This window comes from Rhizobium sp. Root1203 (genome assembly GCF_001424945.1).
Taxonomy (GTDB): domain Bacteria; phylum Pseudomonadota; class Alphaproteobacteria; order Rhizobiales; family Rhizobiaceae; genus Rhizobium.
Genome location: NZ_LMCW01000043.1, coordinates 1 through 19,254, shown reverse-complemented (window position 1 = coordinate 19,254; position 19,254 = coordinate 1). Strand labels below are relative to the sequence as shown.

General features: G+C 62.0%; 22 protein-coding genes and 1 pseudogene. 16 read left to right on the top strand and 7 right to left on the bottom strand.

Annotated elements, in window-relative coordinates; translation table 11 throughout:
• The first annotated feature begins 269 nt into the window (after positions 1-269).
• From ASC97_RS26405 to ASC97_RS26375, 7 genes are read left to right on the top strand one after another with little or no spacing between them, the layout of a single operon-like run.
• Positions 270-1,313: a LacI family DNA-binding transcriptional regulator gene (locus ASC97_RS26405; protein WP_057471309.1), complete on the top strand. Its 1,044-nt coding sequence runs from the start codon at positions 270-272 to the stop codon at positions 1,311-1,313.
• A gap of 1 nt (position 1,314) precedes the next feature.
• Positions 1,315-2,337 carry an ABC transporter substrate-binding protein gene (locus tag ASC97_RS26400; RefSeq protein WP_057471308.1) on the top strand — a complete coding sequence of 341 codons (1,023 nt, stop codon included), beginning with the start codon at positions 1,315-1,317 and terminating at the stop codon, positions 2,335-2,337.
• 60 nt (positions 2,338-2,397) lie between these two features.
• Positions 2,398-3,225 (top strand): ABC transporter permease, encoded by an 828-nt coding sequence (locus ASC97_RS26395; RefSeq protein ID WP_057471307.1) that lies wholly within the window; start codon positions 2,398-2,400, stop codon positions 3,223-3,225.
• On the top strand, positions 3,222-4,001 hold the full coding sequence (locus ASC97_RS26390) for an ABC transporter permease (RefSeq protein ID WP_057471306.1): 780 nt from the start codon (positions 3,222-3,224) through the stop codon (positions 3,999-4,001). Before ASC97_RS26395 ends, ASC97_RS26390 begins: the two co-directional genes overlap by 4 nt.
• Entirely contained in the window at positions 3,994-5,019 is a 1,026-nt protein-coding gene (locus ASC97_RS26385) for an ABC transporter ATP-binding protein (protein WP_057471305.1), read from the top strand. Before ASC97_RS26390 ends, ASC97_RS26385 begins: the two co-directional genes overlap by 8 nt.
• A 4-nt stretch (positions 5,020-5,023) precedes the next feature.
• Positions 5,024-5,944 carry a nucleoside hydrolase gene (locus tag ASC97_RS26380; RefSeq protein WP_057471304.1) on the top strand — a complete coding sequence of 307 codons (921 nt, stop codon included), beginning with the start codon at positions 5,024-5,026 and terminating at the stop codon, positions 5,942-5,944.
• A gap of 14 nt (positions 5,945-5,958) precedes the next feature.
• Entirely contained in the window at positions 5,959-7,719 is a 1,761-nt protein-coding gene (locus ASC97_RS26375; RefSeq protein ID WP_443216782.1) for an adenine deaminase, read from the top strand.
• A gap of 128 nt (positions 7,720-7,847) precedes the next feature.
• On the opposite strand, the gene ASC97_RS26370 is transcribed toward ASC97_RS26375, so the two are convergent.
• Positions 7,848-9,023, bottom strand: a complete 1,176-nt coding sequence (locus tag ASC97_RS26370) for a M20 aminoacylase family protein (RefSeq protein ID WP_057471302.1) — start codon at positions 9,021-9,023, stop codon at positions 7,848-7,850.
• A 217-nt stretch (positions 9,024-9,240) separates the two neighbouring features.
• Between ASC97_RS26370 and ASC97_RS26365 the strand changes: the two genes are divergently transcribed.
• The gene (locus tag ASC97_RS26365; RefSeq protein ID WP_057471301.1) at positions 9,241-9,903 is read left to right on the top strand and encodes a sulfite oxidase-like oxidoreductase; all 663 of its coding nucleotides are present in this window, start codon (positions 9,241-9,243) and stop codon (positions 9,901-9,903) included.
• Positions 9,904-9,922: 19 nt separating this feature from the next.
• On the opposite strand, the gene ASC97_RS26360 is transcribed toward ASC97_RS26365, so the two are convergent.
• Genes ASC97_RS26360 through ASC97_RS26350 form a run of 3 tightly spaced genes read right to left on the bottom strand, consistent with a single transcriptional unit; the run spans position 9,923 to position 11,559 of the window.
• Positions 9,923-10,549: a hypothetical protein gene (locus ASC97_RS26360; RefSeq protein ID WP_057471300.1), complete on the bottom strand. Its 627-nt coding sequence runs from the start codon at positions 10,547-10,549 to the stop codon at positions 9,923-9,925.
• Between the two features lie 44 nt (positions 10,550-10,593).
• Positions 10,594-11,337 carry a CbtA family protein gene (locus ASC97_RS26355; RefSeq protein WP_057471299.1) on the bottom strand — a complete coding sequence of 248 codons (744 nt, stop codon included), beginning with the start codon at positions 11,335-11,337 and terminating at the stop codon, positions 10,594-10,596.
• A 12-nt stretch (positions 11,338-11,349) separates the two neighbouring features.
• On the bottom strand, positions 11,350-11,559 hold the full coding sequence (locus ASC97_RS26350) for a CbtB domain-containing protein (protein ID WP_057471298.1): 210 nt from the start codon (positions 11,557-11,559) through the stop codon (positions 11,350-11,352).
• 223 nt (positions 11,560-11,782) lie between these two features.
• On the opposite strand from ASC97_RS26350, the gene ASC97_RS26345 reads away from it, so the two are divergent.
• From ASC97_RS26345 to ASC97_RS26335, 3 genes are all read left to right on the top strand, one after another.
• Entirely contained in the window at positions 11,783-12,340 is a 558-nt protein-coding gene (locus tag ASC97_RS26345; protein ID WP_057471297.1) for a histidine phosphatase family protein, read from the top strand.
• Positions 12,341-12,720: 380 nt separating this feature from the next.
• Complete coding sequence (locus ASC97_RS26340) at positions 12,721-14,289, top strand: putative bifunctional diguanylate cyclase/phosphodiesterase (protein ID WP_057471296.1); 1,569 nt, start codon at positions 12,721-12,723, stop codon at positions 14,287-14,289.
• A 221-nt stretch (positions 14,290-14,510) separates the two neighbouring features.
• Positions 14,511-15,134 carry an outer membrane protein gene (locus ASC97_RS26335; protein ID WP_057471295.1) on the top strand — a complete coding sequence of 208 codons (624 nt, stop codon included), beginning with the start codon at positions 14,511-14,513 and terminating at the stop codon, positions 15,132-15,134.
• 218 nt (positions 15,135-15,352) lie between these two features.
• Here the strand turns inward: ASC97_RS26335 and ASC97_RS34795 are convergent, their stop codons facing one another.
• Together ASC97_RS34795 and ASC97_RS34325 are read right to left on the bottom strand one after the other, a co-directional pair.
• The gene (locus ASC97_RS34795; RefSeq protein WP_200959549.1) at positions 15,353-15,511 is read right to left on the bottom strand and encodes a hypothetical protein; all 159 of its coding nucleotides are present in this window, start codon (positions 15,509-15,511) and stop codon (positions 15,353-15,355) included.
• A gap of 282 nt (positions 15,512-15,793) precedes the next feature.
• Entirely contained in the window at positions 15,794-16,114 is a 321-nt protein-coding gene (locus tag ASC97_RS34325; protein WP_057471294.1) for a hypothetical protein, read from the bottom strand.
• Between ASC97_RS34325 and ASC97_RS36425 the strand changes: the two are divergent.
• A pseudogene (locus tag ASC97_RS36425) lies at positions 15,998-16,344 on the top strand (IS481 family transposase); the annotation flags it as partial. The gene ASC97_RS34325 and the pseudogene ASC97_RS36425 sit on opposite strands and share 117 nt — an antisense overlap.
• Positions 16,345-17,054: 710 nt before the next feature.
• Here the strand turns inward: ASC97_RS36425 and ASC97_RS26320 are convergent.
• The gene (locus ASC97_RS26320; protein ID WP_113001492.1) at positions 17,055-17,510 is read right to left on the bottom strand and encodes a helix-turn-helix domain-containing protein; all 456 of its coding nucleotides are present in this window, start codon (positions 17,508-17,510) and stop codon (positions 17,055-17,057) included.
• 193 nt (positions 17,511-17,703) lie between these two features.
• Here ASC97_RS26320 and ASC97_RS26315 point away from each other — a divergent pair, with 193 nt between their 5' ends.
• The 4 genes from ASC97_RS26315 (at position 17,704) to ASC97_RS26305 (ending at position 19,226) form a co-directional block, all read left to right on the top strand.
• Positions 17,704-17,982, top strand: a complete 279-nt coding sequence (locus ASC97_RS26315; RefSeq protein WP_057471291.1) for a helix-turn-helix domain-containing protein — start codon at positions 17,704-17,706, stop codon at positions 17,980-17,982.
• Positions 17,983-18,133: 151 nt separating this feature from the next.
• Complete coding sequence (locus tag ASC97_RS34790) at positions 18,134-18,292, top strand: hypothetical protein (protein ID WP_200959548.1); 159 nt, start codon at positions 18,134-18,136, stop codon at positions 18,290-18,292.
• Positions 18,292-18,648 (top strand): hypothetical protein, encoded by a 357-nt coding sequence (locus ASC97_RS26310; RefSeq protein ID WP_057471290.1) that lies wholly within the window; start codon positions 18,292-18,294, stop codon positions 18,646-18,648. Before ASC97_RS34790 ends, ASC97_RS26310 begins: the two co-directional genes overlap by 1 nt.
• The gene (locus ASC97_RS26305; RefSeq protein ID WP_082530181.1) at positions 18,648-19,226 is read left to right on the top strand and encodes a ParB/RepB/Spo0J family partition protein; all 579 of its coding nucleotides are present in this window, start codon (positions 18,648-18,650) and stop codon (positions 19,224-19,226) included. The genes ASC97_RS26310 and ASC97_RS26305 overlap by 1 nt, the downstream gene beginning before the upstream one ends.
• Positions 19,227-19,254: the final 28 nt, after the last annotated feature.

Genomic DNA, 19,254 nt, shown 5'->3' with positions numbered 1-19,254 from the left:
AGCATCCGTCCAGCAGATGGCCAAGGACTTCGTCTCCCTCAACGTCGCCATCGGCGGCGGATACAATCCGGACGGAAGACAGACCGTCGCACCGCCAAAGGCGAGCTGAAAACACCAGAGACAAAGCCCGGCCAACCTGCCGGGCTTTTTTGTTTCCGCCGTCCGCAAGCGAAAGCAGATAAATCGATCTCGATCGCAAAATTGGATTCGACAACGCGGATAGGGTGATGTAGCCCGATTAAACGATTAATCTTTGCATGTCGGAAATCATGCCTCCAGCGCGACCGGGACCGAATCTGAGCAGGATAGCGACGTCGCTCGGCGTATCCGTCGCGACAGTTTCGAACGCGCTCTCCGGCAAGGGGCGGGTTTCGGAAAGCCTTGCCGAAAAGATCCGCGAGCATGCCAGCGAACTGGGCTATGTCCCGAGCCAGGCCGGGCGGGCGCTCAGAACCGGCCGAAGCGGCGTGCTGGGCCTGGTCTTGCCGGACATTGCCAATCCTCTCTTCCCCAAACTCGCGCAGGCGATCGAATTCGCAGCCACCGCTGCCGGGTACGGCGTACTCATTGCGGATTCGCGCGGCGATGTTGCCGCGCAGACGCAAGCTATCAACAGGCTGATCGAACGCGGTGTCGAAGGCATGGTGATCGTACCGCGGCGGGCCACGCGCATTTCCTCGGCGAGTTGCCCCGTCGCGGTCATCGATACTGCATCGACACCCGGCAACACGGTTGCCGCCGACCATTGGCAGGGCGGGCGGGACATCGCGGCGCATCTGGCTGAACTCGGTCACAAGCGCATTCTGATCATCGGCAACAATCCCGAATCGAACGTCCAGAACGATCGCGCCGGGGGAATCCGCTCCGGACTCCGAGCCGGGATGCAGTCTGCAACGCTCTGGATCGAGCGGCTTGAGCGGGATCGCGGCGGTGGCTGCAGCCTTGGGCTAGCCGAGAAGGTCCGCGAGGGCTTTACCGCCTTCGCAGCCCTTTCCGACCTGCAGGCGCTCAGGGCACTGACCGAACTCCAGCGCGACGGCATTGTGGTCCCCGACATGGCAAGCGTTACCGGCTTCGACGATTTGATCTGGTCGCCGGTCGTCACGCCGGCCCTGACGACCACAGCAATGGACATGGTCACCATCGCCGAGATAGCGATCTCATCCCTTCTGAAAACCATTCAGACCAACGGCAGCCGCGTAGGTACGCTCGTGACGGCAGAGATGGACCGTGTACCGATGCAGTTGATCGTCCGCCAATCCTCAGGCCCGGCAAGCCCGGTGCAGATCCACACTCAGACGGAGAATTCCTGACATGCAAAAGGCTCTCATCGCTTCGGCAGCGCTTCTCGCGCTATCGCCCCTCGCAGCAAGGGCCGAGGAAAGGACGCTGACGGTTTCCGTCTATGCCTTCGCGCAGGACGATTTCAAGACGATCGTCTACGATCCCTTTGAAGCGAAATGCGGCTGCAAGCTTGTCGTCGAGACCGGCAACAGCGTCGAGCGCCTGGCCAAGATGGAAGCCAACAAGGCCAGCCCCGTCGTCGACATGGCGGTGGTTTCCATGGCGGACGCGCTGTCTGCCGCGCGCAAGGACCTGATCGACAAGGTCGACACCACCAAGCTCGGCAACTTCGGCAAGCTGTACGATCTCGCGAAGGACCCCAACGGCGATGGCATGAGCGTCGGCTACACCTTCTATGCCACCTCGATCGCCTATCGCTCCGACAAGATGAAGATCGAATCCTGGGCCGATCTGCTGAAGCCCGAATACATCGGCCATGTAGCCTTCCCGAACGTCACCACAAACCAGGGGCCGCCGGCGCTCTATATGCTCGGCCTTGCGCTTGGCAAGGATACGCCTGACCTGAAGGCTCCGATCGAGGCGCTCGGCGAAAAGAAGGACGACATCGTCACCTTCTACGAAAAATCCTCCCAACTGGTGCAACTGATGCAGCAGGAGGAAATCTGGGCGGCTCCCATCGGCCGCTTCTCCTGGGCTGGCTTCACCAAGCTCGACATTCCCGTTGCCTGGGCAACGCCGAAGGAAGGCCAGACGGGCGGCATGAACGTCATGGTCATGACCAAGGGCTCGAAGAACCAGGACCTTGCGCTGCAATTCATGGACTTCTGGCTGTCGACCGACATCCAGACCAAGCTTGCCGAAAAGCTGGTGGACAGCCCTGCCAACAAGGAGGTCAGGCTTTCCGAGGAAGCGGCCAACAATCTCACTTACGGTGAAGACACCGCCAGGAGCCTGAAGCTCATCCCTTCCGCGGCAGCGCTGGACAACCGCGCCGGCTGGCTCAAGGAATGGAACGAAAAGGTCGGACAATAAGCCCTCTCCGGCTCCGGCTTGGCCGGGGCCGCTCCACGCGACCGCTCCGAAAGGCGCCTCATGTTTCAAAACCGCGCAGAAGCCCTGGCGCTTGCCCTGCCCGCGGCCCTGTTCGCCGCGATGGTGTTCCTGCTGCCCGTCATCGTCCTTCTGTCGGAAGGTTTCCACATCGACGGCGGCTGGACGCTCAGCGCCTATACCGGCTTCTTCTCCGAGCAGCTGAACCGCACGGTCTTCCTGCGTACCTTCAAGCTCGGCCTTGAGGTCACGGCGGTTTCCGCCGTGATCGGCTATGCCGCGGCTTTTGCGATCGTCAACCTGCCACCCAAAGGAAAGGGCCGCATGATCGGCCTCATCACCCTGCCGCTGATGATCTCGCCTGTCGCACGCACCTATGCCTGGATCGTCATCCTCGGCCGAACCGGCATCGTCAACCAGGCGATAACAGGGCTGGGCCTCAGCGATAGTCCGGTGCGCCTGCTCTTCACCGAAACCGCCGTCTTCATCGGTTTGCTGCAGCTCTTCCTGCCGCTGATGATCCTGTCGCTGATCAGTGCGCTGGAAAACATGCCGAAGGACGCGATTCCCGCTGCCCGAGTGCTTGGCGCCAACTGGTTCCAGGTGTTCTGGAAAGTCATCCTGCCGCTGACCCGCGAGGGTCTTGTCGTCGGTGGTACGCTGGTCTTCACCGGATCGCTGACGGCCTACATCACGCCGGCGGTTCTCGGCGGCTCCAAGGTACTGATGCTGGAAACCCTGCTTTACCAGCAGGTGTCCGTCGCCAACGATTTCGTCGCGGCCAGCGTCATCGCCTTCATGCTGATCGCAATGAGCTTTGCTGCCAACATCCTGCTCAAACGCCTGGCGACCGCGAGGAACAAGCGATGACCGCCCGTATCCTCTCGCCCTTCGTCCTCGGCCTGCTGCTTCTCTTTCTCATCGGCCCCTTCCTCATCATCATCGCCGCCTCGCTGTCGGCTGGCGACACGCTGGCCTTTCCGCCGCAGGGCCTGTCGCTGCGCTGGGTCTTTAAGGTCTTCACCATCGAGAGCTTCCGCGACAGCTTCGCCATGTCGATGTTTCTGGCCATCGGCGGCACGGTCGCAGCGCTGATCCTCGGCATCCCTGCAGCCTACGCCCTGTCGCGCTACAAGCTCCCCTTCGGCGAGACCGTCCGCACCATCGTCTCCCTGCCGATCATCGTCCCGGGCATCATCGTCGGCCTGGCACTGCTGCGTTATCTCGTCGTACCCTTCGGTTTCAACATAACGGTGGCGCTCTTTTTCGCCCACACTGCGCTTGTGCTGCCCTATGCCGTCCGTGTCGTCTCCGCGAGCCTGAACAACCTGCGCTCCGACATAGAAGAAGCGGCGGTGCTGCTCGGATCCTCGCGCCTCGGCGCGTTCTTCCGGGTCGTCATGCCGAACATCCGCGGCGGCATTCTCGCCGCCTTCATCCTCGGCTTCGTCACCAGCTTCAATCAGGTCCCCGTCTCTCTCTTCCTGTCCGGCCCCGGCGTCCGCACGCTGCCGATCGACATGCTGGGCTACATGGAGACCACCTACGATCCGTCGATCGCTGCGCTCTCGGCGCTGCTCGCCTTTCTGTCCATCGGCATCGTCTTCGTTGCCGAACGCTTCCTGGGATTCTCTCGCTATGTCTGACCGCTATCTCCAACTCGACAAGCTGACGCTCGCTTACGGCGATACGGTCGCGGTGAAGGATCTCGACTTGTCGATCGCCAAGGGCGAGCTGGTCGCCCTCCTCGGCCCCTCCGGTTGCGGCAAGACGACGACGATGCGCTCGATCGCCGGCCTGCTGGCGCCTACCTCCGGCCGCATCACGCTCGACTCCGCTGACATCACACGGGTAGCGGCCAACAAGCGCAATGTTGGCCTCGTCTTCCAGTCCTACGCGCTGTTCCCGCACCTGAGCGTCTACGAAAACGTAGCTTTTGGCCTGCGCCTGAAAGGTGTCGGCGGGCAGGACCTCGATGCCAGGGTGAACGCCGGCATCAAGTCGGTCGGTCTCGCCAGCTTCGCCTCCCGGAAGCCGGCCGAGCTCTCCGGCGGCCAGCAGCAGCGCGTCGCGCTCGCCCGCTCCATGGTGATGGAACCGAAGGTGCTGCTGCTCGACGAGCCGCTCTCCAACCTTGACGCCCGCCTCCGCCTCGAAATGCGCGCGGAACTGCAGCGCGTCCAGAAGGAGACCGGCGTCACCATGATCTTCGTCACCCACGACCAGATCGAGGCCCTGGCGCTCGCCGACCGGATCGTCGTGATGCTCGACGGCGGCATCGAGCAGATTGGCACGCCCGAAGAAATCTACAACAAGCCCGTCTCGGCCTTCGTCGCCGATTTCGTCGGTTTCGAAAACATCTTTGCGCTGGAGAACGGAAAGCTCGCGACGGCCAACGGCCTCGTCGAGCTCTCCACCCCGGCGCCGCAGGCCGCAAAGGGCCTGGCTTGGCGTCCGCGCATGGTGACACTTGGTTCAGGTCCTTTCCAAGGCACCGTGCGCGGCACCTCGTTTGCCGGCAGCTCCCGCGAATATCTGCTCGCCACGCCGCTCGGGGCGATCAAGGCGGAGGTCGACGCCGACCTGCCGACGCATCCGATCGGCTCGGAGCTCAGCTTCGATCTGCCGCTTTCCGCCGCAGCTCCCCTCTCTCGTTACAGGTAACATCATGGGCGTCTGGATCGACACCGATATGGGCTTCGACGACATCGCCGCCATCCTGGTGGTGATCCACGCGAAGCTCGACATATCAGGCGTCTCGCTGGTTTTCGGCAACACACCGCTTCCGCAGGTGCGGGCGAACGCCGCTGGAGCGGCCGAGGCATTCGGCTGGACTTTTCCGCTCCACACGGGCCGCTCCATGCCGGTGCTGGGAGACCTTGAAACCGCGCAGGCGATCCTCGGCGAGACCGGCATTCCCACGACGGGACGACGCCTTCCCGAGGCGCCTCCTCTCCCAGAAAGCGACGCCTTTGCAGCCCTTTGCCGCTGGCTCGAAGAAGACGGCCATCACCGCATGCTGGCGCTCGGCCCTTTGACCAACATCGCCGCGCTTGCCCTCGCGCGGCCCGACCTCGCATCGCGAATCTCCGAACTCACGTGGATGGGCGGAGGCGTGACGGCAGGCAACCATACCGCGTCGGCAGAGTTCAACGCACTTGCGGATCCGGAGGCCCTGGCGATCGTCATCGCCCACGGCCTGCCGCTGCGCATGGTCGATCTCGATCTTTGCCGCAAGGTGATTGCAACGCCTGAGGATATCGATCCGCTGCGCCAGGCCGGTGGTCCCAATGCCGCATTGCTGGCCGATATCTTCGCCGGCTACGTCAGGATCGGCACCAGTCGTGGCCGGGCCGGCATGGCGATCTACGATCCCTCCGCTGCCGTCGCTTTCGTGGCACCCGATCTCGTCGGTTTCCGGGCTGCGCGGATCGACGTCGAGCTGCAGGGCCGCTTGACACGCGGCCGCACGGTCGTCGAGACCCGGGCCAGCCACGCCGTCTTCAACGCGGAATACGCCGTCGATGTCGACGTCGCCGCAGTCCACGGCATGATCCTCGATGCATTGATCAGCGAGGCCGGCAAATGAACGGAGCGCAGCCAATGGACCTCGACGATCCGATTCTTCGCGCCCGTGCCGTCGCCGCTGCGCGAGGCGATGCCCCGTTTGACGTCCTGATCGCCGGCGGCCGGCTGCTCGACGTCGTCACCGGTCTCGTCCGCGAGGCAGACATCGGGCTTGTCGGCCCCCTGATCGCCAGCGTCCATCCGCCGGCAACCCGCATCGACGCGACGGAAATTGTCGATGCCGAGGGCACGATCGTCACGCCGGGCCTGATCGACACGCATATGCACATCGAAAGCTCGATGGTAACCCCTGCGGAATATGCAGCAGCCGTGCTGCCGCGCGGCGTCACCACGATCGTCTGGGATCCGCATGAGTTCGGCAACGTACATGGGCTCGAAGGCGTGCGCTGGGCAATCGGGGCGTCGCGTTGCCTGCCTCTCCGCATGATCCTGCTTGCTCCTTCCTGCGTGCCATCAGCGCCCGGACTTGAAATCGCCGGCGCCGATTTCGATGCAGCCGTCGTCGCCGAAATGCTGCGATGGCCCGAAATCGGCGGCGTGGCTGAGGTCATGAACATGCGGGGCGTCATCGACGGCGATCCGCGCATGACGACGATCGTCAATGCGGGCCTTGCCGCCGGCAAACTCGTCTGCGGACACGCACGCGGCCTCGATGGCTCAGATCTCAACGCCTTCATGACGGCCGGCGTCTCCTCCGACCACGAGCTGACCTCGAGCGCGGACCTGCTTCAGAAGCTCGCTGCCGGCCTGACGATCGAGCTTCGCGGATCGCACGATCACCTGCTTCAGGAATTCGTGGCGGCGTTGAACGGCATCGGCCATCTGCCGTCGACGGTCACGCTCTGCACCGACGACGTCTTTCCCGATGAACTCCAGGACGGCGGCGGCCTTGACGACGTCATGCGCCGCCTGGTGCGCTACGGCATGAAACCGGAATGGGCCGTCCGCGCCGCAACCTTCAACGCGGCTCAGCGATTGAAGCGCTCCGACCTCGGCCTCGTCGCCGCCGGCCGCCGCGCCGACATCGTGCTCTTCAAGGACCTCGCCGACTTCGAATCGCGCGCGGTCTTTGCCAACGGCCGCGCCGTGTCGCGCCATGGCAAGGTGGACATCGAGATCCCCTCGTTCGACAGCACACCGCTCCGCGACTCGGTCAAGCTCGCGGCGCTTGTCGAAAACGACTTCCGCGTTCCGTCGAAAGGTGACCGCGTACGTGTAGCGACCATCGACCGCCCGCGCTTCACAAGATGGGGCGAAGCGGAAACGGTTGTTGAAGACGGGTTCGTCGTACCGCCCGCGGGCAGCGCCATGATTGCCGTTGCCCATCGCCATGGAAAGGCCGACGGGCGACCGCGCGTGGGCTTCCTGACGGGGTGGGGTCAGTGGCGCGGCGCCTTCTGCACCACCGTTTCGCATGACAGCCACAACCTCACCGTCTTCGGCGGCAACGCCCGCGACATGGCCGTTGCCGCAAACGCCGTCATATCGGCGGGAGGCGGGATGGCCGTCGCAAGGAATGGAACGATCGAGGCAATTCTGCCTTTGCCGCTCTCCGGTCTCGTCACCGAGGCGACGCTCGAGGACACGGCAGCCGGTTTTCGCGAAATCCGCAAGGCGATGGAAACGATCGTCGACTGGAAACCGCCATACCTGGTGTTCAAGGCCTGCTTCGGTGCGACGCTCGCCTGCAACGTCGGCCCGCACCAGACGGACCGGGGCATCGCCGATGTCCTGACGGGGCGAGTGCTGGAGAGCCCTGTTCTGGAGGTTTTGTAGTTTGGGGCTTGGTGAGTGGCCTGGAACCAAATTGAACAGCAACAAATCCGTGCCGTGAGTATATTCTCCCTTCGGGGAGAAGATACCGGCAGCCAGATGAGGGGCGCGGCTCACGCCAACGCCGCGGCTCAGTCTTCCGACCGCAATTCCCGCTCCACAAGCGAAGTCCAGAATGCCACGCCCGGGCCGATAGCCTCGTCGTTGAAATCGTACGCCGTATTGTGATGCAAGGCGCCGTCGACCGCCGGCCCGTTGCCAAGCCAGACGTAGCACCCCGGGATATTCTGGCCGAAGTAGGCGAAATCGTCGCCCGCCGTCGAAGGCGGAAAACTTGTCCGAGCCCTCTCGCCAAACACGCCGACCGCAGCGCGTAGCGCCCGCTCCGTCGCATCCCGATCGTTAACGACAGGCGGAATCCGCCGCTCGAACCGATAGTCGGCGGCAATGCCGAACATCGCAGCCGTGCCGTGCGCAAGCCGGCCGATCTCCTCTTCCAGCTGGTCGCGCACCTCGGGCGAGTATGCACGCGCCGTACCGCCGATCTCGACAGTGTCGGGAATGACGTTCAGCGCCTTCGGATCGCCCGCCTGCACCGAGCAGGCGCTGACGACTGCAGGCTGCAGCGGGTCGACGACGCGGCCGACGATCGTCTGCAGCGACGACAGGAATGTCCCCGCCGCCGTGATCGGATCCCGGCCCAGATGCGGCTTTGCGCCGTGCGTGCCCGTGCCGCGAAACGTCAGCCGCCAGCTATCGGAGGAGGCAAGCTGTGGCCCCTCGACGACCGCGATCTCGTCGACTGCAAGTCCCGGCATGTTGTGCAGTCCGTAGACGGCGTCGCAGGGAAAGAGGCGAAACAATCCATCCTCGACCATCCGCTTCGCCCCGCCCCTGCCTTCCTCGGCGGGCTGGAAAATGAAGTGCACGGTGCCCGAAAATCCGCGCGTCGCGGCCAGGTGGCGCGCAGCGCCGAGAAGCATCGCCGTATGGCCGTCATGGCCGCAGGCATGCATCTTGCCTGCCACCTTGGATTTGTAAGGCCGGTCCGCCATCTCGGGCATCGCGAGCGCATCCATATCGGCGCGAAGGCCGATCGTGCGCGTTCCGTTGCCGACCTGCAGCGTGCCGACGACTCCAGTGCCGCCGAGCCCGCGGTGCACCTTCAGTCCCGCGTCCTCCAGAAGCCGGGCGACGATACCGCTCGTGCGTTCTTCCTCGAAACCGAGCTCGGGGTGCGCATGCAGATCGCGTCGTAGCGAGGTGAGGAAGGGCAGATCGATCTCGATCCCGGCGGGAATGCGCATGAGCCTGGAGGTCCTGTAAATGCAAGCGGGCGCCAGAACGACGCCCGAAATCTACCCTCGTTTATCCAGCAAATGTGCTTGGAATTCAACCTTCGCCACGGGACGGCATGCCCTTGTCCGCAATTGCGAAGGTCCGCGCCGCCCGGCATCGTCCACGCTGTCCTTGACTCCGGTCACATCCGAATGGCGTAATCGGCGCAACACGAGAGAGCTTTCCATGAGCGACGAACAGATCCCCGCCGACAGCAAACTGACGACGTCGAAGCGCCGCTGGGCCACCGAGGGCAAGTTCCTGACCGGACGCATCGGCCGCCCGGAGGCAGACCGGCTGCCGCCGGGGCAGCATCTCGTCAACAACTGGCCGGTCCTCGACCTCGGCCAGCAGCCGGTCATTTCCACCGACAGCTGGCGGCTGGAGGTTCGCGGGCTGGTCGATACGTCGCTCGATCTCACCTGGGATGACTTTCAGGCTCTCGAGCAGAGCGACAGGATCTCCGACATTCACTGCGTCACGACATGGTCGCGCTACGAAAACAGATGGAAGGGCGTATCGACCCGCGATCTTCTCGATCACGCGATGCCGAAGCCGGACGCAACGCACGTCATGCTGACCAGCTATGACGGCTACACCACGAACCTCCCACTCGCCGATTTCGCTGCCGAAGATGCCATCCTTGCCACCGCCTGGGAGGGCAATCCACTGACACGCGACCATGGCGGACCGATGCGCCTGGTCGTACCGCATCTCTACTTCTGGAAGAGTGCGAAATGGCTGCGCCGCATCGATCTCATTGCTGGGGATGCTGCCGGCTTCTGGGAGAAGAACGGCTATCACATGTACGGCGACCCCTGGCGCGAACAGCGCTATTCCGACGACTGAACGCTCAATCCGCCCGGCTTTAGGATCTGGATAACGGCGCCGCCCTGCGGGTCGCCCATCGAAGGCCGAGCAGCCCGAAGCCCAAAAGCGCGCCGAGCGCCGTCAACGTCGCCATGCTCGCAGCGTGCGTCGGAACATCGCTCCAACGCGGACGAACGACGTCGGCGGTGTTGAAAGCCTCGCCGCTGAACTCGCAGGTGATCAGCGCCAGCCCTCGCAGGACCATGCCGGCATCGATCGACGAAACGATGTCGCCTGCCGCCGCGGCCTCGCGCGGCATCTCCCGCATCTGCAGCAATGCAGCCTTGGTTGCAGCGAGATAGGCGTGGGAACACTCGTTGAATGGGCTCGCCTCATCCGTCACGCCGCCCGGCATCTTCCCCCAGAAGCAATAGGCATATTGAATCTGGGCGTAGTTTAGAACGCGCCGAAACCTCTCGTTTGTGTCGGTCGCGGTAGAAGCGAGGTCGATGATCCGGTCGCGGTACTCCGACATCATGATCATTTCGCCATGCGAGATTTCCGGAACCGCGATCCCCGTATGCCGCCCGCCGGCCGTTCGCTGATGGGCGGCGGCATCGGCCGCTGCAACCGGAAGCAGGATGATGCTGGTGGCCAGAGCCAGGATTGCGTTTCGCATGAACATCGTGGCGCAAGGCCCCGGGCAGTGCCGGGGCCTTCCTTTCAAAATCAGCGGAAGGCGGGAGCGTGTGTGCGAGCCTGTGCCCTGGCACCGAGCCTGCGCTCGGCAAGGGCGCCGAACACCAGCCCGACCACGGCCCAGAGAAGCACGTGCATCCCGATCGAGGTCGTGCGGAAGCGCCACAGCACCATCGCCGAATAATTCTCCGGCACTTCGTTGATCGGCGGCAGCAGGTACTGGACCAGCCCGATGAACACGACATAGGCAAGCCCTGCAGCGATGGCACCGTTCCATGCACCCAGGCGCGGCGCAAGCCGGCGTGCGAGCACGATCGCCGCAACCAGCGCTGCAAGCGAAACAACGATCATCAGGAAGAAGAGCTCGGTCCTCACGCCGATCGTATCCGGGTTGCCGACTGCCGGCGGATTGGCCGGGTACTTGATATTGGGCACCAGCACGACGGCCACGAAAGCAGCGATCGCAATAACGGCGGAGGTTCCCCGTGCGCTCAGGCTGCTGTACCGCCCCTGGACGAACGCGAAGACCAGCGCGAAAAGACCGCCGATGGCGATGCTGTAGGCCAGGACACCAGTGAGGAGGCCGATGCCGGCCTGGGTCGCACGGCTGACCAGCTCGGGTTCGGCCGCCTCGCCGGCTGCGAGGGCGGCGGCTTCCTCAAATCCAATCGCCTGATCCACGAGCGGCTCGCCGAAGGTGTGTGCAAAGGCGAACACCAGGACGCCAGCAATCAGGCCCGCAAGCATGCCGCGAAGCAAAAGTTTTCCAACCATGTCGTGAACTCCTTAGTGGCAGGGGAAGCCGAGGAGATGCCGGCCGTCATGCACGAACTCATGCACATACATGCCGTTGAAGAGCGCCATCGCGCCTTCTTCGGTGCCGACGAAATAGATGGCGATGAGCATCAGCAGGCCGCCGAAGATCGCCCACGGCAAAATCTCGCCAACGGGAATCGGGGACGGTGCTGCGACGGGCGCGAAAGTGGTATCAGACATGTATTCCTCCTGGAATGACGCGTTCAGTCGAGAATTGTTGCGTGGTAGGGTCTGACTTCCAGTTTGAGGTATCCTCATTCTGGTCACAGTGGCGCGACCGCACCGGAATTTCACCGGCTTCCAAACCCACAACATCACCGTTATAGCTGCGGTCTTCGACCTGTCAACGAGACTTCATAAACCGCCGGCTTATCCCCCGCCGGATCCGGAGACGACCAACGCGATGACCCGCCTCACCTGGATCTGCCACGGCGCAACCGCCGCCAATCGTCAGGCGCGCTTTCCGCTCGACGAACCGCTGGAAGAGAATGCCGTCGCCGAAGCGAAGGTGCTCGCAGCGGGCCTGCCGCGCGCCGACAGGGTTTTCTCCAGCCCTGCCCTCCGCGCCCTGGAGACAGCCCGGGCGCTCAACCTCGCCTTCGAACCCGCCCCGCTCCTCGCCGATTGCGACTATGGCCGCTGGGCCGGCCTGTCGATCGTCGCCCTCCAGCAATCCGAACCGGATGCGCTTGTCGCCTGGATGACCCGGCCGGGCGAAGCGCCGCACGGCGGAGAGACCATCGCGGCGATGTGCGAGCGTGTGTCGCTCTGGATGAAGGACCAGGACCGCCTCGCCGGACACACGATCGCCGTAAGCCACGCTGCCGTTATCAGGGCAGCGATCGTTTCGGCCCTGCAGGCTCCGATTTCATCATTCTGGCAGATCGACATCGAACCACTGGCAGTCGTCCGCATGACCGGCAACGGCTCCCGCTGGTCGCTGCGCTTCGACCACAGCTAGACAACCGCGCGTTTTGTAGGGCGATATATTAGGCCAGCCTTGCGCAAGCTAATTGCGCGATATCTAATTTGTCCGGCTCGTCCAGCCAGCATTCCTTCGTAAAGGAGGTTCGACAATGCGATACGACTGGAGTGGCGCACGAACGAGGCGCATACGCCTCATGCGGTTGACAAGCGCCGTCATTCTCCTCCTCGTCGTCAGCGCTTCCCTGCTGATGCGACGCTAAGGAACGGGCGAGCGTTCGACGCTTGCCCGTCTTCTTCTAGAATATAAGAATACGCTTATAAGTGGGCCGCGATACCAAGAAATCGCCCTGTGGTTTCAACGAACATTTCAGACTTCGCTGCTATATCCAGCTCCGGGTGGAGATGGAGTGAAGCATGCCGGTATTCTTCCGGAGCAGGGCTGGGCGGCAATGCCTCTTGCTCGTAGCGCTAGGAGTGGCGCTGTGGGCGATTGGAGCGATGCTGGAGTTCGGAGACCGGCTGGCAGCGTTCGTCAGTGCGTTCGATAGCTACGGCGCCGACAAGCTCGTGCTTGCGCTCGCAGTCGGCGGAACCATGAGCTTCGTCTATTCGGTGCTCCGTATCGCCGACCTCCGCAGGGAGATGGAGTTGCGCGCCAGGGCAGAAGCCCGGGCCGACTGGACTGCCACGCACGACCATCTGACCAAACTCCCGAACCGCTATGCTTTCGAGCGGAAGGTCGTGCGCAAGGCGCCCGCGGATCCCGACGCGATCAGCGAAGACTGGGAACGCAACGTCACCATCTTCTGCGTCGACCTCGACGGCTTCAAGAAGGTCAACGACCTCATCGGCCACAATGGCGGTGACGCGCTGTTGATCGAAGTCTCCAAGCGGATCTGCGCGATCGGCCGCGCCGACTGTGTCTATCGCTTCGGGGGCGACGAGTTCATTATTGTCGCAACGGGCCTTTCGGAGCAGCACGAGGAGCGCTTTGCCCGCCTGCTGATCCAGGCGGTGACCCGCCCCGTTTATATAGACGGCTCCGCCGTCGAGGTCGGCGCAAGCGTCGGTTACGACCGGTGGGCGCAGGACAGCGAGCCGCTCGAACATGCTGCACACCGGTCCGATCTCGCCATGTACGAGGCCAAGTCACGCGGACCGAACCACTACCTGGCATTCCAGTCCTCCATGCGGGACAAGGTGGCGCTGCGTGCGTCGCTGGAAGCCAAGCTGCGGGTTGCGATCCAGAAGAAGTCGATTCTTCCGTTTTACCAGCCGCTCATCGACCTGAAAACCAGCAACGTGTGCGGCTTCGAGGCCCTCGCCCGCTGGACGGATGACGACGGGGCAAATATCTCGCCGCTGGTCTTCATCGCAATTGCGGAGGAGACCGGGCTGATCACCGCCCTTTTCGAAGATCTGCTGGCCCAGGCCTGTCGTGACGCCCTGGCCTGGGACGACCACCTGACGCTGTCTTTCAATGTGTCGCCGGTCCAGATGGAGGATCGGCTGCTGACGACGCGTATCTTCAGGGCGCTCGCCGCAACCGGCCTGCCCGCCCACCGCCTCGAGATCGAAATTACCGAGAATGCGCTGATCCAGGATCCGGCGAGCGCCGCCGCAATCCTGGAGGAACTTCACCGCGCAGGCGTCCAGATCGCGCTTGACGATTTCGGCACGGGCTATTCCAGTCTCGCCCAGCTTGCCCGCTATCGCTTTGACAAGATCAAGATCGATAGGAGTTTCATAGCGACCTACCGTGACGACGAGCGTCAGGAAAAAATCGTGCGCGCCATGCTGGGCCTCGGCCGCAGCCTCAATATCCAGACGACGGCGGAAGGCATTGAGGAGCAGCGGCAGCTCAGCCATTTGATTCAGCTGGGCTGCGACATCGGCCAGGGCTATCTATTCGGCAGACCCATGCCGGCCGAGGAAACCCTCTCCTTCCTTGCAAACCGCGACCTGGCTCTGGCCGCAGGCTGACGATCCCGGGCAGGATTCCTACCTCCCCGCATTTCCGATCAGCTATTCGTGATGGAACCTTTTCCAAAGCGACGACGTTCTGCCGTCGGGTCCTGAGGACGAAACCGTCCCAGGAAGCGCTTTGGCTTGACGCCGGCGCTGCGATCCGATGGTCGGCGTATTCACCTCCCGATCGTCAAATTAGCAGTCTGTATCCTAGTCACAGGAGAGGGATCTACATCATGAATGTCCGTATCTCAGCTGCCTCAGCAGCATTTTTCATGCTGGCAGGCACCGTGTCGGCCGCCGACCTTGTCGCCGAGACGCCTCCCGCACCGGTCGAACAGGTCGCCCCGGTCTTCACCTGGAGTGGCCCCTATCTCGGCCTGCAGGGCGGCGGCGCCTGGGGTAGCGGCGACTTCTCCGGCATAGGGTCGGAAAACCTCAACGGCGGCCTCCTCGGCGGATTCGTGGGCTATAACTGGCAGCTCGACAACAGCATCGTCCTCGGTGTCGAAGGCGACGCCTCCTACAACTGGAATGAGCAGACTGTCGGCGTCAACGACTACAAGTTCGACACGACAGGGTCTGTTCGTGCCCGCGTCGGCTATGCCTTCGACCGCGCCCTCTTCTACGGCGCCGCCGGCTGGACCGGCGCAAAGGGGCATGTGGACACGCCCGTCGGCAGCGACAGCGCGACGTTTTCGGGCTGGACCGTCGGCGCCGGTCTCGACTACGCCTTTACCGACAACGTCTTCGGCCGGGTCGAATACCGCTATAACGACTATGGCAGCAAGGACCTCATGGGCGTCGACACCGACTTCAACCAGAATGTCGTGGGCGTCGGCATCGGTGTCAAATTCTGACCGCAGCCGATACGCCAATCCAGATCGGTGGAGTGCGGAAAAGCCCGGAGGTCCCGGGCTTTTCTCTTTTAGGCGGGCCGCCGGGGAGCGCAGATCAGACAGCCGCAGCCAAGATCGCCCCCGACCGCCAATCCGAAAACGAAACCTCTATGAATCCCACGCCCGAACCACGTCATCCGGCCGCTGCTGGCACCGTGGACCATCAAATCGCGCTGACTCTAATAGCTGCAGGGGCGGTCGTTGTTGAATCCAAGCGCGCAGGCTGAGTTCAGCGGAGCATTTGCGTCCCGTTGCGAGGTTGTCGATGTGCAGGCGGCGGCAGCCAGCGCGACAGCGATCAGCGCTCCAGCAGTCACAAGCTTTCGAAAGTGGTTCATCTGGACGTCTCCTTCAGCGCGAGCGCCATGCCAATAGTGCCGGGACATGACGGAAGATATCGCGACCTGAAACTGGAAATCTCGCAAACCATCGACCGTTCCCTACGAGGTTGTCACCCATGTCACGGGTAGATCATGCTACATATGTATCCGGGTCGGGCGAGAAAGGAAGTGGTGGCGGAGGACCGCTTACACACGTCCCGGCTTTACGATAGGTCGTCGCGGTGTCGGCTGAGTGGCCGCTTTGCGCCAAAGGGCTCATTCAACAATAGAACGCCGTCGTCAGGCAATCGGCACGGCCGACGAGGTTCGGCAGGCAATCAGCCCCACCAAGTAGGCGGAAGCCACGCCGAGGCAGAACATGCGGCGAAGGCGCAGGGCACGGAGCATGCCCGCGACAGCGTCACCGGCAGCATAGATGCCGTAGGTGAGATCGACGCGATGGCTGGCGCCCGAAAGCGATCTGAAGCCGTGAGCTTCGTGAGACGTTCTAACGGCCGGCATGAGCGCATGCATCTGACACTGAAGAAGGAAACAACCCGACCACCCGGACGGACGTTTCTTCAGCAGCAGGTACGCTTCGACGAATTCGTCGGTGATCAAATTGTCTTCCGACCAACCCCAGACCAGACTGCCGATCGCCGACTGGATATCCCAACATCTCGATCGTGCTCGCTGGACAGAAACTGGGACTGAAAGAGGTCGATGACGGTATTTGGCTTGTCAGCTTCATGCACTATGATCTGGGATATATCGACCTGGAGCAGAAGACATTGCAAACCATCGACAACCCGTTGTTGTCCGCCACCAGTAACCGGAATATCCGGGATTAGGTGGGAAGAACCGGGATACAGCGGGAACATACTGAAAACAAAGGGATTTGGCGACCGCAGGCCCGCCTGGCTGACCGCAGTTTTTGACAGCTGGTCGGCCTAAAATCCACGAAAGCCTGGCTCGGCGCCAGCGGCGTCGCTGAATTTGAGGGAAGCCTTTAAAGCGGCATAAAAAACCCCAATAGAGACCTTCAAATTGTTGATTTTGTTGAGGTGGCGCAAATCCACTCCAAAAGTCTGACGGCCGCCATTCGGCCCGCGCCACGGCGAGAAAGCCAATTTTAGGTTTGCCCGCCGAGGAAAACCTCGGGCAAACCTGCTGATCGCCCGAGAAATTCAAGCTCTCCGCGACCTCGAGCGCCCGCGAAAGGTTTGCCCAGCGTATTTGCATTTACCGGACGGAACTTCGGATCACATTCTGACCACGCCTAGCGACGGGATTTCTGCCTAAAATATTTTTCCGAACTATTTCTCGTTTTGATGCAGCATGGCCTTGTGCGCGAATACAAGCCTACCTAGCATCGTAAACTATTAGTGGCGTGGGGATTGTAATGCGTTTTCAGACGTGAGTTATTTTAGCGAATTCTAGGATACCGAGCCTTCGCTCGATCCACCTCAACAAACATTGTCGATGCAGTGCGCCTGACCTCGGGGTCCAGGGATGACCGACCTTTGCTCCATTTCGACGTGATCCAGGCTTGGCTTGACGATCATGAAGCCGAGCGTTTGCCGTCACCGGGTTTCGCACTGACCAGGCGCTCCTTGAAACGAGATCTCAAAACGGGGATTAGCGCCTCAACTACCCGATCATCGCGTATGTCCGCGACCAGCGAGAGAAGCTCGTTATATAGGGCTGCCGCCTCGGCCATGATGGCGCGTTTTGGAGCCGTCTGCTTACACTCAATGAAGACGGCCTCAACGGTGTCGCCCAATTTCTGAAGCAACACGATATCGAGGCGCGGTGCCACAAAACTGGTTCCCTCCACAGATTGCGGACCCAATCCGCCCAAAACCCACCCAGGATTTATCCCGAGTTTTGTGAACTGCATCAGCGTTTCGCCGCTCGGGATGCCCTCGTCCCGTTCCATCTTTTGCCAGGCACGCAACGAAATTCCGAGCACGTCAGCAGCCTCCTGCTGCGACATCCCCTTATCGCTCCGGACCATTTTCACACGATCGCCGATCGTTTGACCTTCAACCAAAAGACACGCCTCAAAGGACAAGCACTTTTATGCTTGTAAACAAGCACAAATATGCTTATCTCTCATCATATGCAGCCTGCTTCGGCGGGCTGCGATTGCTCACTAATGTTTCAACAAAAGGCGGGTGCTGCACACCCGCCTGATGCAGGAGGTTCCAATGACGAAGCTAAAGCGCTGGGATCGTCATCTCATCCTCGCCGAACTGCGCCGCAGGGGTATGACCCTGACGCGCCTTGCGGAGATGAACAACAAGTCACCCGGCGGCTTCCGGACGATCTGGACCCGGCCGAACGAGGGTAACGAGGCTATAATTTCAGCGTTCCTCGATATCCCCGCAGCCGATCTCTTCCCTGATCGCTACCCCAAAAAAACCACTACAATTCTTTCGCACGAGTACCGTGGAGAGTCCACCGACAGCCGAAGAGCTGTCGCATGACGCGGCGCGGACGGATGACTGTTCTAGCCCTTTTTGTCCGGTGCCAGCTTACTGAAGCTGGTCGGCAAGGCAGCCACGCCACCCCGGCTGTCCAGTCCCGCTACCGCCCGCGCCACACCCCAAACAATCCATATTTCCGCTGGATGCCACAATGACGAAAACACACACGAAAATTGGCGCCCGAAATCCTTTCATTCCCTCATACTCGCCGGTTTGCCAGCTGGCCGATTGGCTGCTCCTCAGCAGCGTTGTTCTCTCCGGGCTTGTTGGCGGCCTCGCCGCCATCGCACGTCAGATCGGAGCGTTCTGATGAACCCTTACTCCGCACCCGAGCGCCTCTCGACGATGCTGGCCTGCTGCTACAAGGCCTCGCAGTCGCACTTCTCGCACCTGCCAATCCGCTGTCTGATTAACCCGCCGAACCACATGCTGGACGCGGCGCTTGCTCGACAGGTTGCCCTCTACGTTTTCCATACGGAATTCGACGTGCCACGCCGTCGCATTGTCAAGATCTTGGGCATCGCCCGCTCGACGATGTTGATGGCGGTTCGCGTCATCGACGAGCGCCGGCTGGACCCTGTTTTCGAGCGCACCTATCGCCGGGTCGCAGCACGCGCCGGCGACCTATTCATGCGCGAACTTCATCGCGATCAGGAGGCCGCGTAATGGCCGAGTTCAAGCTTATTCCCATAGACCAGATTGTTGTTCCCGAACGCCTGCGGGCGGTCGAGGAGGAACACGCAATCGCGATTGCACAGAGCATCGTCGAGCACGGCCTCATCAACCCGATCACCGTTCGTCCCACTCCCGCAGCGAAGGGTGGGAAGTGGACGCTTGTCGCCGGTGCGCATCGCCTTCGTGCATTCGAACTGAACGGCGAACCGGAGATCGAGGCAATGCTCGTCGAGGGTGATAAGTCCGAGGCTCAGTTGATTGAGATCACAGAAAACCTCTTCCGGAACGACCTCTCGGTGATGGACCGAGCCATCTTCGTCCAGTCTTATCGCGATGTTTGGGAAACCAAGCATGGAAAGGTTGAAGCCGGCCGCCCCGGTAATAGTGTCAACTTGGCACTATTGTTTGAGGCCGAGGCCGAAAGCGGCGGCTTTTCGCAACACGTCGCTGACCGTATGGGGCTATCAAAGCGGGCATATTTCCGCCTGAACGCCATCTGTTGGTTTCCACGCGGAACTGAGCCGGTTTTTCCACCGAGAAGTGAGCCACCTCTAAGTATGGTTTTCTGATCAGGGTTTGGTCAAGGGATTGGCTTTT